The sequence below is a fragment of the Inquilinus sp. YAF38 genome, from assembly GCF_052113205.1.
Classification (GTDB): domain Bacteria; phylum Pseudomonadota; class Alphaproteobacteria; order DSM-16000; family Inquilinaceae; genus Inquilinus.
The window spans coordinates 1-13782 of sequence record NZ_JBFRCU010000072.1; the positions used below are offsets into that span (position 1 = coordinate 1).

General features: G+C 67.2%; 13 protein-coding genes and 1 tRNA gene. 6 read left to right on the forward strand and 8 right to left on the reverse strand.

The annotated features are described in order from the left end of the window. Window positions 1-136 precede the first annotated feature (136 nt). From glmU to AB4Z01_RS26140, 3 genes are all read right to left on the reverse strand, one after another. Window positions 137-1495: a bifunctional UDP-N-acetylglucosamine diphosphorylase/glucosamine-1-phosphate N-acetyltransferase GlmU gene (glmU, locus tag AB4Z01_RS26130; protein ID WP_441698791.1), complete on the reverse strand. Its 1359-nt coding sequence runs from the start codon at window positions 1493-1495 to the stop codon at window positions 137-139. Window positions 1496-1597: 102 nt separating this feature from the next. Further along, window positions 1598-2437, reverse strand: coding sequence for a DUF3108 domain-containing protein (locus AB4Z01_RS26135; RefSeq protein ID WP_441698792.1), 840 nt, complete (start codon window positions 2435-2437; stop codon window positions 1598-1600). Between the two features lie 170 nt (window positions 2438-2607). Beyond that, window positions 2608-3558: a class I SAM-dependent methyltransferase gene (locus tag AB4Z01_RS26140; RefSeq protein ID WP_441698825.1), complete on the reverse strand. Its 951-nt coding sequence runs from the start codon at window positions 3556-3558 to the stop codon at window positions 2608-2610. A gap of 384 nt (window positions 3559-3942) precedes the next feature. On the opposite strand from AB4Z01_RS26140, the gene AB4Z01_RS26145 reads away from it, so the two are divergent. Then, window positions 3943-4995: an acyltransferase family protein gene (locus tag AB4Z01_RS26145; protein ID WP_441698793.1), complete on the forward strand. Its 1053-nt coding sequence runs from the start codon at window positions 3943-3945 to the stop codon at window positions 4993-4995. A 77-nt stretch (window positions 4996-5072) separates the two neighbouring features. On the opposite strand, the gene AB4Z01_RS26150 is transcribed toward AB4Z01_RS26145, so the two are convergent. The 3 genes from AB4Z01_RS26150 to AB4Z01_RS26160 form a co-directional block, all read right to left on the reverse strand. Further along, a tRNA-Val gene (locus tag AB4Z01_RS26150) sits at window positions 5073-5147 on the reverse strand. A gap of 80 nt (window positions 5148-5227) precedes the next feature. Further along, complete coding sequence (dusA, locus tag AB4Z01_RS26155) at window positions 5228-6229, reverse strand: tRNA dihydrouridine(20/20a) synthase DusA (protein WP_441698794.1); 1002 nt, start codon at window positions 6227-6229, stop codon at window positions 5228-5230. A gap of 55 nt (window positions 6230-6284) precedes the next feature. After that, on the reverse strand, window positions 6285-7682 hold the full coding sequence (locus AB4Z01_RS26160; protein ID WP_441698795.1) for a DEAD/DEAH box helicase: 1398 nt from the start codon (window positions 7680-7682) through the stop codon (window positions 6285-6287). Between the two features lie 349 nt (window positions 7683-8031). Between AB4Z01_RS26160 and AB4Z01_RS26165 the strand changes: the two genes are divergently transcribed. Next, on the forward strand, window positions 8032-8946 hold the full coding sequence (locus tag AB4Z01_RS26165) for a LysR family transcriptional regulator (RefSeq protein WP_441698796.1): 915 nt from the start codon (window positions 8032-8034) through the stop codon (window positions 8944-8946). Between the two features lie 7 nt (window positions 8947-8953). Here the strand turns inward: AB4Z01_RS26165 and AB4Z01_RS26170 are convergent, their stop codons facing one another. Both AB4Z01_RS26170 and AB4Z01_RS26175 read right to left on the reverse strand, forming a co-directional pair. Next, window positions 8954-9283, reverse strand: a complete 330-nt coding sequence (locus tag AB4Z01_RS26170; RefSeq protein WP_441698797.1) for a type II toxin-antitoxin system PemK/MazF family toxin — start codon at window positions 9281-9283, stop codon at window positions 8954-8956. Further along, window positions 9270-9461 (reverse strand): antitoxin MazE-like protein, encoded by a 192-nt coding sequence (locus AB4Z01_RS26175; RefSeq protein ID WP_441698826.1) that lies wholly within the window; start codon window positions 9459-9461, stop codon window positions 9270-9272. The genes AB4Z01_RS26170 and AB4Z01_RS26175 overlap by 14 nt, the downstream gene beginning before the upstream one ends. Window positions 9462-9664: 203 nt before the next feature. Between AB4Z01_RS26175 and AB4Z01_RS26180 the strand changes: the two genes are divergently transcribed. From AB4Z01_RS26180 to AB4Z01_RS26195, 4 genes are all read left to right on the forward strand, one after another. Continuing rightward, the gene (locus tag AB4Z01_RS26180; RefSeq protein WP_441698798.1) at window positions 9665-10828 is read left to right on the forward strand and encodes an ABC transporter substrate-binding protein; all 1164 of its coding nucleotides are present in this window, start codon (window positions 9665-9667) and stop codon (window positions 10826-10828) included. A 141-nt stretch (window positions 10829-10969) separates the two neighbouring features. Then, window positions 10970-12001, forward strand: coding sequence for an ABC transporter ATP-binding protein (locus AB4Z01_RS26185; protein WP_441698799.1), 1032 nt, complete (start codon window positions 10970-10972; stop codon window positions 11999-12001). Continuing rightward, window positions 11998-12945, forward strand: a complete 948-nt coding sequence (locus AB4Z01_RS26190) for an ABC transporter permease (RefSeq protein ID WP_441698800.1) — start codon at window positions 11998-12000, stop codon at window positions 12943-12945. Before AB4Z01_RS26185 ends, AB4Z01_RS26190 begins: the two co-directional genes overlap by 4 nt. After that, entirely contained in the window at window positions 12935-13780 is an 846-nt protein-coding gene (locus tag AB4Z01_RS26195) for an ABC transporter permease (RefSeq protein ID WP_441698801.1), read from the forward strand. The genes AB4Z01_RS26190 and AB4Z01_RS26195 overlap by 11 nt, the downstream gene beginning before the upstream one ends. Window positions 13781-13782: the final 2 nt, after the last annotated feature.

Sequence of the window (13782 nt, forward strand, 5' to 3'; positions counted from 1 at the left end):
CGGCGGCGCTCGATCCGGCCATCCACCAGGGTGGCGATGCCGGCGGAATCATAGCCGCGATACTCCAGGCGTTTCAGCGCCTCGACCAGGCGGGACGCGACCGGCCGGGTCCCGACGATGCCGACGATGCCGCACATCAGCTCTTCTCCTGCACACGCCTGGCCTTCTCGGCCTTCTTCTTCTCGCGATAGCCGGGCGCCCAGCCGGGCTTGTCCTCCTGCCGGGCACGGCCGATCGCCAGCGCATCCGGGGCGACGTCGCGGGTGATGACGCTGCCGGCGGCGATGTTGGAGCGGTCGCCGACCGTCACCGGCGCCACCAGCACGGTGTCGGAGCCGACGAAGACCTCGGCGCCGATGCTGGTGCGGAACTTGTTGTAGCCGTCATAGTTCGAGACGATGGTGCCGGCGCCGATATTGGTCTTCGCGCCGACCGAGACGTCGCCGAGATAGGTCAGGTGGTTGGCCTTGGCGCCGGCGGCGAGGTCGGCCGCCTTCAGCTCGACGAAATTGCCGATATGCGCCCCCTCGCCCACCACCGTGACCGGGCGCAGCCGGGCGAAGGGCCCGATGCGGGCGCCGGTGCGGATCGTCGCCCCCTCGATATGGCTGAAGCCGAGGATCTCGACCCCGTCCTCGACGGTAACTCCGGGGCCGAAGAACGTCGACGGCCCGATCAGCACGTCGCGCCCGAGCCTGGTGTCGGCCGAGAGCCAGACGGTCTTAGGGTCGACCAGCGTCGCGCCGCCGAGCATGGCCTGGCGGCGCAGCCGGTCCTGCAGTATGGCCTCGGCATCGGCCAGTTCGACCCGGGAGTTGATGCCCAGCACCTCCGCCGGGTCGCCTTCGACCACGCTGCAGGCCCAGCCGCGGGCCCGCGCCGCCTGGACCGTGTCGGTCAGGAAGAACTCGCCCTTGGCGTTCTCGGCCTTCAGCGCGGCGATCAGGTCCGGCAGGCGGCGGCCGTCGAAGGTCATGATGCCGGCGTTGCACAAGCCGATCTGACGCTCGAAATCGCTGGCCTCGGAGAATTCGACGATGCGGTCGAGGCCGCCATCGCCKGTCAGCACCAGCCGGCCATATTGCAGCGGGTCGGCCGGGCGCATGCCGAGCACCACCACCGCCGGGTCCTCCGCGGCGCGCCGGGCCTCCACCAGCCGCCCCAGCGTCGCCGTGGTCAGCAGCGGCGTGTCGCCGAACAGGACGATGACGTCGCCGTCAAAACCTTCGAGTGCCGGCAGCGCCGCGCGCACCGCGTCGCCGGTGCCCTTCTGCTCGGGCTGGACCACGGTCGGCACCGGGAGGACGCTCTTGGCCACCGCCTCCATCCCCGGCCCGACCACCACGGCGATCCGCTCGGGCACCAGCGCCTGGGCGGCGGCGACCACATGGCCGAGCATCGACCGGCCGGCGATCTCGTGCATCACCTTGGGACGGTCGGATTTCATCCGTGTGCCCTTGCCGGCGGCGAGGATGAGGCAGGCGACAGCGCTCACGGGGGCTCCACAATCACGGACCATATCCCGCGTGGTCTGCCACGAACGCCGCCAAAGCGAAATTCAATTATTGTTTCGGCGAATTACGCGCCGCGGTTGAGCCTAGGACGCACCCGCCACAACCGCACGGAGGTGCACCACCACAAGGCCCCAGGGAGAGTCACTCTGAATCCGCACCGGCACCGCCGGCAGGCCGGCGCCCGGCGAGGCCAGCCAGGTGTCGACCACCCGCTGCTCCGATGTCCGCGAGCTGCGCTGGAAATACTCGGTCGGCCTCGGGCTTCGTCGCTCGTCGCCGAAATTGAAGTCGCCGACCACGGGGGTCAGCGACGCGGTGCAGCGCAGGGCCGACCCGCCATACAGCCCCAGATCCGATTTCTGCAGGGTCACCGTGCCGCCGTCGGCCAGGTCGGCGCGGTATAGCCGGCGCCCGTCGAACACCGGCACCTGGCCCTTGCAGGCCTCGGTGCCGAGACGCAGGGCCTGCAGGATCGAGACCACGCCGCTCAGCGGATCCACGGCATGGACAAGCTGTTCCGGCGGAATGGTCTGCTCGCGCTTCGGCTTCTTGCGCGGGACGATGTCGACATCCATCCGGCCGCCGCCGAGGAAGGTGATGGTGGTGGTGCGGGCGTCGTCGCCGTTGATGCGCTCGACCACGTTGCGGGCCGGGCGCACTCGGGCGCCGTCCAGCGCGCCGCTGGACTGCACGTTCGAATGCCAGTCGCTGAAGGCCGCGGCGACGCCGACGACATGGGCCGACAGGCCGACGTCGTAGCGGTCGCTCGCCAACGACACGCCGGAGGTCACCTCCAGCATGCGCACGCCGCCGACATAGACGTCATAGGTCATGCGGGCATTGGCATCGGCGGCCGCGGCGGGGCCGGCTCCCATCAGGACGCCGGTCAGAGCAGCGATGGCGGTGGGGAGGAGACGGAACATGCGCGTCTTGTACCTCGCAGCGGCGACGGGTCGCCAGACTGGGAAGAAACTGGGGCGCGATTGCGGCGATAACCAGGGGTCCCGGCCAAGAGCCGGCTCACCGTTCGGCCGAGCCGGACCTCAGCCGAGGAAATCCGAGGCGTGTTTCGACGCCTCGACTCCCGGATCCGCTAGAGCCGCCGCATCCAGAACGAGGCCGGCTCCCGTTCGCCGCCATGATAGAGGACGGGGCAGGCCTGCTTGAGCCTTTCCGGATGCCGATGCCACAACCAGTTCATCGCGCACAGCACCTCGAATTCCCGGTTGAAGCTCAGGAACGCTTCAAGCAGGTATTGCTCGTTCCACAGCCGCCGTTCCTCCAGGACCCAATCCGACCGATAATCGCGCGGCGTGAAGATGTCGTGGATGTGAACAAAGCATCCCGATGGGATGATTTGCAGAAGATACAGGTATTCATACAAAACGTCGCCCTGCGGCCGAATGACATGCGTCGAGTCGATGAACAGGATGTCGTTCGGCTCCAGCTCCTTGAAAATGGCCGGATCGATCGCTTCGACCTTTTCGCGGAGGACTTCGACACCGATCCGCTCCAGCCAGGGCTGCTCAAACGGCTCGATGCAGACATGGCGGCAACGATAGCTGCTGTCGTCCTGGATATTCCGCTCTATGGCCAGCCGCGCCATCAGCGTAGACTGGCCGCTGCCGATCTCGATGATACGCGCCGGCTTGAAATGCCGAATCATGTTGTAGAGCGTTTCGGAATCGCCGGGGCCGAAGGTGTCGTTGATGTAGCCGTAGGCGTCTTCCGCCGCCTTCTTCATCGGGATGGATTGCAGTTCGTCGGTGAAGTGGAATTTCTCCATCAGCGCGAACTGGCCCTGATCATTGAAGTCTAAGCTCGGGATCACCCGCTCCTGCTCCAAGGGCCGGGTAATATCCGCCTTTGTCACGAACGGCGAATAGTAGTGATGGCGAATCAGGCTGACCCCGATCCGGTCCACGAGCCCGCGTGACCGCGGCAGCCTGTGATTGCCTTTGACCAGGGCCCATAGCACGGGCGCGGTCAGCGCCACGACCGGCAACGCGAGCAGGTCGAGCACAGGCCCGGCCCGCTTCAGCATGGTCTTCACACCTGCCCTCTTCACCATCACCTCGCTCTCTGATTACTTCAAGGTCTGCACTTTTACTTCTAACAGGAAAAGCAGGCCGGTTAGTGGCGACAGATTATCTGAGGCGGCCGCCGAGGCAAGCCCGGCGACGCAGGTTCGACGAGAAATTTGGAGACAACGATGCACGATTGGGTCGAGGCCTTGTCGCCTCGGCGGCGGGCAACGGACGGGATGAACCGGGCATGCGATCAGTGCGTTCCCCGGAATGGACCGATCTGATCCAATCCCGGCCACAATCGTATCGTAGCAACTATCGTTGCGGGCATCCCATGGATGCATTTGACACCGCGTCGCTCATGCATCACCGTCTGTCTATTCCGATATGGGGGAAGTTGATTGCTGCTTTCAATTCAAGCGTGCAGAGGCATTGCCGCGCTGCTGGTCGTGCTCTACCATTTGAATACGGAAATATTCCATAGGCCGAAATACTTTCCCGGCCGGCCGTTCGGGTCGGTATTTGATTTCGGCCATTCGGGCGTTGAGTTCTTCTTTGTTCTCAGCGGGTTTATCATTGTCTTCGCTCACGGGCGCGACATCGGTCGCGTCGATCAGTTGCCCCGCTATCTGTGGCGCCGATTCCAGCGCATCTATCCGATCTACTGGGTCGTGTTGGTCGGGGTCGCTTCGATCTATTTTACGGTCCCGTCATTCGGCAAGGGCTACGAAACCGACCCTGTTACGATCCTGTCGTCCTTTACGCTGGTCTATGCGGATGGCAACACCGTCGTCGGGGTGGCCTGGACCCTCTACCACGAAATCCTGTTCTACGCGGCCTTTGCTGCGCTGATCTGGAACCGGACAGCCGGCTTCCTTCTTTTCGGCGCCTGGGGCGTCGGCATCGTCGTCTTCCATGCCGTCTCTCCGGACGCACCATCCTTCATTGGTTTCCTGGCCTCGCCGATGAACCTGCTGTTCCCGCTGGGCATGCTGTCGGCCGTCGTCTACAGATCGGACGTCAAGCTGCCTGCCGGAACCGTCGCCTTGGTCGGCGCCTTGGTTTTCCTGGCTTGCGGTGCCGCCGAGCTGGCCTACGGTCGCTCGAAGGCCGGACCGCTGGTCTATGGCCTGGGAAGCGCACTGCTGATCGTCGGTCTCGGGCGGCTGGAGGCGACCGCTCGAATCCGCATTCCGAGACTCCTGGTATACCTCGGTGCGGCGTCCTACTCGATCTACCTGACGCATTTTCCGCTGCTGTCTCTGTTCGCCAAGATTGCGGTGGCGGCCGGCCTGCGATCGGTGCCGGACTGGCTGTCGTTCTTCCTGATCGGCAGCGTCGCGGTTGCGGTTGGATGCGCATTCCATGCCGTCATCGAACGCCCGTTGCTGCGCTGGATCGGGAATGCCCGGAAAGTGTCGGGGCCGCATCCGCAACCGGCGCAGACACGCTGAGCACGGCCAAATCGGTGCCGGTGTCCGGAGAGGCACCGGAAGCGGTGCCGAACTGCAGCTGAGTGCTTGAGAAGAAGTGGTGGGCGCGACAGGGATTGAACCTGTGACCCCTCCCGTGTGAAGGGAGTGCTCTCCCGCTGAGCTACGCGCCCCCGTATCGTCGGGGCCGCTTAAGTACGAGGCGGCATCCCGGCTGTCAAGGCCGCAATGCGGCGGCCTAGCAGAGTTTTCGTCAGGCCGCCCGGCGCTGCTCGATCGCCGTCTCGACCAGGTCGACGGCGGCGCGTAGGACCTCCGGCCCCGCCCCCGGGCGGTGCGCGTTCTCGGCCAGATGCCGGCGGAAGGCGCGGGCGCCCGGCACGGCCTGGTACAGGCCGAGGATGTGGCGGGTCATCGAGCCCAGCGGGACGCCCTTCGAGCGCATCGCCTCGACATAAGGCAGGAAATCGTCGACCACGTCGCGGCGGCCGCGGACGGCACCGTCCTCGCCGAACAGGCGGCGGTCGGCCTCGGCCAGCATCCAGGGGTTCTGATAGGCCTCGCGGCCGATCATCACGCCATCGACATGCTCGAGCTGCTCCGCGGCGGCGTCGAGCGAGGTGATGCCGCCGTTGATGGCGATGGCGAGATGCGGGAAATCGCGCTTCAGCCGGTGCACCACGTCGTAGCGCAGCGGCGGGATCTCGCGGTTCTCCTTCGGGCTCAGCCCGCTCAGCCAGGCCTTGCGGGCGTGGACGATGAAGGTGTCGCAGCCGGTCTCGGCGACCGTGCCGATGAAGGCCACCAGCTCTTCATAGCTGTCGCGGTCGTCGATGCCGATGCGCGACTTGACCGTGACCGGCACGTCGCAGGCGGCGCGCATCGCGGCGACGCAGGCGGCAACGGTCGCAGGTTCCGCCATCAGGCAGGCGCCGAAACGGCCGGACTGCACCCGGTCGCTGGGGCAGCCGACATTCATGTTGATCTCGGCATAGCCCCAGTCGGCACCGATGGCGGCGGCGCGGGCCATCGCCTCCGGGTCGCTGCCGCCGAGCTGCAGCGCCACCGGCTGTTCCGCCTCGGAGAAGCCGAGGATGCGCTCGCGGTCCCCATGCAGCACCGCCCCGGTCGTCACCATCTCGGCGTACAGCCGGACACGGCGCGAGACCTGGCGCAGGAAGAACCGGCAGTGCCGGTCCGTCCAGTCCATCATCGGCGCCACGGAGAAGCGGTGCGTGTCGGCGTTCGGGGTCATAGCCGCAGTCTAGCGGGGAGGACGCCGGGACCGAAACCCCGGCGCACCCTTTTGGTTACCGACCGACCGGCCGGCGGCGCATCGGCGCCGAGCCGGCGTCGTTGGCCGGCGCAGCACGGCGCTCGCCGCCCTGCTGCGCCGGGCGCTGGCCCTGACCCTGATGGCCATGGCCATGCGGACGCTGGCCCTGGGGCCGCTGCCCCTGGCCGTGCGGGCGCTGGCCCTGATGGCCCTGCGGGCGCTGGCCCTGGCCCTGCGGCCGGCCGCGATGCTGGCGCGGAGCCGGGCCGGCGCCGCCCTGGCGGAACGGGACGGTGGAGCGGTAGGCGTGCTCCTCCACCACCGGCACCGGCTGGCGGATCAGCTTCTCGATGTCGCGCAGGAACGCCCGCTCCTCGACGTCGCAGAACGAGATCGCCATGCCGTCGGCGCCGGCGCGCGCGGTGCGGCCGATGCGGTGGACATAGCTCTCCGGCACGTTCGGCAGCTCGAAGTTGATCACGTGGCTGACGCCGTCGACATCGATGCCGCGGGCAGCGATGTCGGTGGCGACCAGCACCCGGACCTTGCCTTGGCGGAAGCCGAGCAGGGCCCGCTCGCGCTGGCTCTGCGACTTGTTACCGTGGATTGCGTCGGCGTTGATGCCGGCCTGGGTCAGCTGCTTGGCGACGCGGTCGGCGCCGTGCTTGGTGCGGGTGAACACCARGACGCGGCGGATGCTCTCGTCGTCACGCAGGATCTCGGTCAGCAGCGACCGCTTGTCGTCCTTCTCGACGAACATGACGCGCTGGTCGATGCGCTCGGCCGTGGTCGCGACCGGCGCGACCTCGACCCGCACCGGGTCGGTCAGCAAGCGGCCGGCCAGGTCGGAGATGTCGGCCGGCATGGTGGCGGAGAAAAACAGGCTCTGCCGCTTCGCCGGGATGGTGGCGACGATCTTCCGGATGGCGTGGATGAAGCCCATGTCGAGCATCTGGTCGGCTTCGTCGAGAACGAAGACTTCGAGATCGCTGAGCCGGATGGCGTTCTGGGACATCAGGTCGAGCAGGCGGCCGGGGGTGGCGACCAGGATGTCGACGCCCTGCGCCATGGTGCGGATCTGCGGGCCCATGCCGACGCCGCCGAACACGGTGGTGCGGGTCAACGGCAGGTGCCGGCCGTAGACGCGGAAGCTCTCAGCGATCTGGCTGGCCAGCTCGCGGGTCGGGCTCAGCACCAGCACGCGGCAGCCGCGACGCGGCGGGGTGCGCCGGTCGGCCATCAGCCGGTGCAGGATCGGCAGGGCGAAGGCGGCGGTCTTGCCGGTGCCGGTCTGGGCGACGCCCAGCAGGTCGCGGCCCTGCAGCAGGTGGGGAATGGATTGCGCCTGGATCGGCGTCGGGGTCTCGTAGCCTTCAGCCGACAGCGCCTTGAGAAGGAGCGGGTTCAGGCCGAGATCGGTAAAGTTGGTCAAGGGATGCTTTCGGTAACAATGACGCCGAACCACTGGACTCCGGGTCGTGCCGGGGTCGTGGCGATAAGCGCGGGGTTGACGATGACGCCCCGCGCGATCTGGGCAGTCGGATGGGTTCGATCGGGACCGACAGGACGCATCCCGGAGGGAGCGCTCACGCGATCGGTGGCCGACGGCTGCTGTGGCAGCGACCGGAATGTCGTTGCGCAGTGCACAAAAGTCAAGCCTGTCGGGACTTTGCATTCCTGCCCTGCATGACGGGTCAGGATATTTCGTTCGGTTTTGCCGATCGGGAACGGCTGCGATCGATTCTCCTTGCCGTCGGTCCTGGATCACGGGACCGTCAGGCATGAACGTCACCCTGCGCCAGATCGCCTACTTCACCGCGGTGGCGGAGGCCGGGTCGGTCTCCGGCGGCGCCGCTTCGGTCGGCATCTCGCAATCGGCGATCACCGATGCGCTGAAGGCGCTGGAGGAGCAGACCGGCGCCCGGCTGTTCGAGCGCCATGCCCGTGGCGTCATCCTGACCTATCCCGGCCACCAGTTCCTGCGCCACGCCCGCACCATCCTGGCCGCCGTGGCCGACGCCCAGAACGCGCTGAAGACGCTGCCGGAGGCGGTGCAGGGCACGCTGCCGCTCGGCGTCACCACCATGGTCTCCGGCTATTTCCTGGCCGACCTGCTGGCCCGGTTCCGGCGGGTGTTCCCGAACGTCACGGTCGAGGTGATCGAGGAGGAGCGGACTTATATCGAGCACCTGATGATCAACGGCGAGATTGCGGTCGCGGTGATGATCGTCTCGACCCTGGACAACCGCGACGCGCTGGAGAGCGAGATCCTGGTCCGCTCCGAAAGCCGGCTGTGGCTGCCGCCGGACCACCGCTTCATGGGGCGCGAGGCGATCCCGCTGGCCGAGATCGTCGACGAGCCGCTGATCGCGCTGGCGGTGGACGAGATCGTCGAGGCCAGCGACCTGTTCTGGCGCGCCGCCGGGCTGATCCCGAAGCGCGTCCTGCGCACCGCCTCGGTCGAGGCCGTGCGCAGCCTGGTGGCGACCGGCGCCGGCGTCGCCATCCTGCCCGACATGGCCTATCGCCCCTGGTCGCTGGAGGGCGACCGGATCGAGGCCCGGCCGCTGGCCGACCCGCTGCCGACGCTCGATGTCGGCGTGGTCTGGCGCCGCGGCTCTCCCCTCTCGACCCAGGCCGAGACCTTCATCCAGGTGGCGCGCACCCATCCGGCGCCGCGCCTGCGGTCGCTGTAGCTCCGCCTCAGTCGGCCAATCCCATCACGAAGGCGATCGCCACGTTCAGCCGCGCGATGTCGGCAGGCGACAACTGGCCGATCCTGCGGCCGATGCGCTCACTCCGCACGGTCACCGGCTTGTCCACCATGATCTGGGATAGGGTCCGAAGGCCATTGTCCGGGCCAGGCTCGATCGTGATCCGGAAGTCAGGGGCGTCGGCGATCTCCGAGGTCATCTGGCAGACGATCACCGACGCATGCTCGGGCGGGAACACGTCGGACTGCACGATGACGGCCGGCCGCGGCTTGCCGTAGTCGCCCGATGCAGCGACGGTCACGATGTCACCGCGGCGCATCGTCGTCGAATTCAGAGACGGTTTCGATCCATGCCAGTGCGTCGTCTTCCACAGCTCGATCGAGAGCTGCGACCTGCTTAGCGACGCGCTTCCGGACGAGGGCCGTCCGGGCATCGGGGACGCTCAACCGGACATCGCGGAGCCCGCGCGACCGTTGCCGCTGACGCATCGCCTTCATACGTTCCGCTGCCGTCACTGCAATCTCCACTGATGTCACGCGTGACGGAGTGTAACGCGTGACATCGGAGAGCACCAGAGGGCCGACGCGAAGGAGCAGGCAAAGCCATCGGTTTCTCCGATAGCAAATCAGGATATTTCATATTTCTCGGCAATCCGGCAACGGACCTACCATTCTCCTCAACAAACAACGGGGAGATCAAGATGGGATCGCAGCTTCGCCGGATGCTCGCCCTGGGCAGCGCCCTGGTGTTTGGCAGCACCACCCTGGCCGGCGCCGCACCGTTGACCAAGGTCGGAGATGGCGAGGGCCAAGTCGATATCGTCGCCTGGGCCGGCTATATCGAGCGCGGCGACAGCGACAAGGCCTATGACTGGGTCACCGGCTTCGAGAAGGAGACCGGCTGCAAGGTCAACGTCAAGACCGCCGGCACCTCGGACGAGATGGTCGCGCTGATGAACGAGGGCGGCTTCGACCTCGTCACCGCCTCCGGCGACGCCAGCCTGCGCCTGATCTACGGAAAGCGGGTGCAGGAGATCAACACCGAGCTGGTGCCTGGCTGGAAGACGATCGACAAGCGGCTGCAGAACGCGCCCTGGTTCACCGTCGACGGCAAGCATTATGGCGTGCCCTATCAGTGGGGCCCGAACGTGCTGGCCTACAACACCGATGTGTTCAAGGAGCCGCCGAAGAGCTGGAGCGTGGTGTTCGAGCCGACAACCCTGCCCGACGGCAAGCCGAACAAGGGCCGGATCGAGGCCTATGACGGGCCGATCTACATCGCCGATGCGGCGCTGTATTTGATGAAGGCGAAGCCCGAGCTCGGCATCAAGGACCCGTACCAGCTGAACGAGGACCAGTACAAGGCGGCGCTCGATGTGCTGCGCGGCCAACGCCAGCTGGTGATGCGCTACTGGCATGATGCGACAGCCCAGGTCGACGACTTCATCAATGAGGGCGTCGTCGCCTCCTCGACTTGGCCATTCCAGGTCAATCTGCTGAAGTCGCAGAACAAGCCGGTGGCGAGCGTGATCCCCGAGGAAGGGGCGACCGGCTGGGCCGACACCACCATGCTGCATGCCGATGCGGCGCACCCGAACTGCGCCTATAAATGGATCGAGCATTCGCTGAATGCGAAGGTGCAGGGCGACCTGGCCGCCTGGTTCGGTTCGGTGCCGGTGGTGCCGGACGCCTGCAAGGGCAACGAGCTGCTCGGCGCCGAGGGCTGCAAGACCAACGGCTTCGACAATTTCGAGAAGATCCACTTCTGGACCACGCCGCGCCAGCAATGCGAGGCGCATCCGGAAGGCTGCGTGCCCTATCTGCGCTGGGCCACGGATTACATCGCCGTCCTCGGCGGACGGTAGGCCCGCCCACCACCCACCTGTCATGCCCGGGCTTGACCCGGGCATTCAGAGAATGTCGACAGCCTCTGGATTGCCGGGTCAAGCCCGGCAATGACAGGTGGTGCTTAGGCAGAAGCCCTTTCCCCATTCCGGGCCATCCCCATGACCGACCGCAGCATCGCCGTCCGCTTCGACCATGTCAGCCGCCATTTCGGGTCGGTGCGGGCGGTGGACGATGTCAGCTTCGAGATCCGCGACGGCGAGTTCTTCTCAATGCTCGGCCCCTCCGGCTCGGGCAAGACCACCTGCCTGCGCCTGATTGCGGGATTCGAGCTGCCGACCGCGGGACACCTGCTGCTGCACGGCGGCGACGTCTCCGCCACCCCGCCCTATGACCGCGACGTCAACACCGTGTTCCAGGACTACGCCCTGTTCCCGCATATGAGCGTGTGGGAGAACGTGGCCTATGGCCTGATGATCCGGCGCGTGCCGAAGCCGGAGCGGCGACGCCGGGCCGAGGAGATGCTGGCCATGGTCAAGCTCGGCGACCTCGCCGGGCGCAGGCCGGCCCAGCTGTCGGGCGGCCAGCGCCAGCGCGTCGCYCTGGCTCGCGCTCTGGTCAACCGCCCCTCGGTGCTGCTGCTGGACGAGCCGCTCGGCGCCCTCGACCTCAAGCTGCGCGAGGCGATGCAGGAGGAGCTGAAGGCGCTGCAGCGTCAGGTCGGCATCACCTTCGTCTATGTCACCCACGACCAGGGCGAGGCCCTGGCGATGAGCGACCGGGTGGCGGTGTTCAACCGCGGCCGGGTCGAGCAGATCGACACGCCCGCCGCGATCTATGACCGGCCGGCTACCGCCTTCGTCGCCGGCTTCGTCGGCGCATCGAACATGGTCGACGCCGCCACGGCCGGGAAGCTGATGGGCCAGGCCCGGGCCTTCGCCCTGCGGCCGGAGCGTATCCGGATCCTGGGCGACGGCCAGCCGGCAGCTGCCGATGCGGTCGAGGTGGCCGGCACGGTCGACGGCGTCAGCTTCCTCGGCGCCACCACCCGCTACCGCGTGGCGCTGGCCCCCGGCGGCGCCGTCGACGTGGTCGAATCCAATCTCGACACCGCCCCCAAGACGCCGGGACAGGCGGTGCGGCTGGCCTGGCGGCGCGACCACGCCCATCCGCTCGCGGATGTCGCGGCATGACCATGGCCGCCACCCTGCCCGCCCCGGCGGCGGACGGCATCGGCCGGCGCATGGCGCGGCTGCTGTACCGCAACGGCTGGCTGCTGCTGATCCTGCTGCTGGCGCCACCGCTGCTGTGGCTCGGCGTGGTCTATCTCGGCTCGCTGTTCGCCCTGCTGCTGCAGAGCTTCTATTCGGTCGACGGCTTCACCGGGATGATCGTCCCGGAATTCACGCTGTCGACCTATGCCGACCTTCTGACCGCCGCCAACATGGACGTGGTGCTGCGCACCGCGGGGATGGCCGCGGCGGTGACGATCCTGTGCGCGCTGATCGGCTTCCCGATCGCTTATTACGCGGCCCGCTATGCCCGCGGCCGGACCAAGGCCGCCTTCTACATCGCGATCATGCTGCCGCTGTGGTCGAGCTACCTGGTCAAGGTCTATGCCTGGAAGCTGATCCTGGCGCGCGAGGGCGTGGTCACCTGGCTGGCCGCCAAGCTGCACCTGACCTGGCTGCTGGACGGCATCCTGGCTCTGCCGGTGGTCGGCGGCGCGTCGCTGTCCAGCGCCTATCTCGGCACCGCCACGGTCTTCGTCTATATCTGGCTGCCCTACATGATCCTGCCGGTGCAGGCGGCGCTGGAGCGGGTGCCGCGGTCGCTGACCGAGGCCTCGGCCGATCTCGGCGCCAAGCCATCCCAGACCTTCTGGACCGTGATCCTGCCGCTGGCCTTTCCCGGGGTGGCCGCCGGGTCGATCTTCACCTTCTCGCTGACCCTGGGCGACTACATCATCCCGGGGATCATCGGCTCCTCCCGCCCCTTCATCGGCCAGGTGGTGCTGCAACTGCAGGGCACCGCCGGCAACGTGCCGCTGGCCGCCGCCTTCACCGTGGTGCCGATCGTGATCATGGCCGTGTACCTGACGGCGGCGAAGCGCCTGGGGGCCTTCGATGCGCTCTGAAGGCAAAGCCACGGCGGGCAAGCTTTCCGCGGGGACCAGCGCTCCGCTCGGTCTGCGCCTGATGGCGCTCGGCGGCATCCTGTTCCTGCATGTGCCGCTGCTGTTCATCCTGCTCTACGCCTTTTCCAGCGACGAGAAGACCTTCCAGTTCCCGCCGCCGGGACTGACGCTGCGCTGGTTCACCGTCGCCTGGCTGGACCGGCCGGATATCTGGGCCGCCCTGTGGCTGTCGGTGAAGGTGGCGGCGATGGCGACGCTGCTGGCGATCGTGCTGGGCACCTGCGGCGCCGCCGCGGTCTGGCGCAGCAAGTTCTTCGGCCGCGAGTCGCTGTCGCTGCTGATCATCCTGCCGATCGCCCTGCCCGGCATCATCACCGGCATCGCCCTGCGCTCGGCCTATTCGCTGCTGGAGATCCCGTTCAGCTTCTGGACCATCGTCATCGGCCACGCCACCTTCTGCATCGTCGTGGTCTACAACAACGTGCTGGCCCGGTTCCGGCGCACCTCCGGCTCGCTGATCGAGGCGTCGATGGATCTCGGCGCCGACGCGTTCCAGACCTTCCGCCACGTGGTGCTGCCGAACATCGCCACCGCGCTGCTGGCCGGCGGCATGCTGGCCTTCGCGCTCAGCTTCGACGAGGTCATCGTCACCACCTTCACCGCTGGCCAGCAGCAGACCCTGCCGATCTGGATGCTGGGCGAGCTGATCAAGCCGCGGCAGCGGCCGGTGACCAACGTCGTCGCCATCATCGTCATCGTCGTGACGTTCCTGCCGATCCTCGGCGCCTATTGCCTGACCCGTGACACCCACGATTTTTCCGGCTCCGGGAAGTGAGG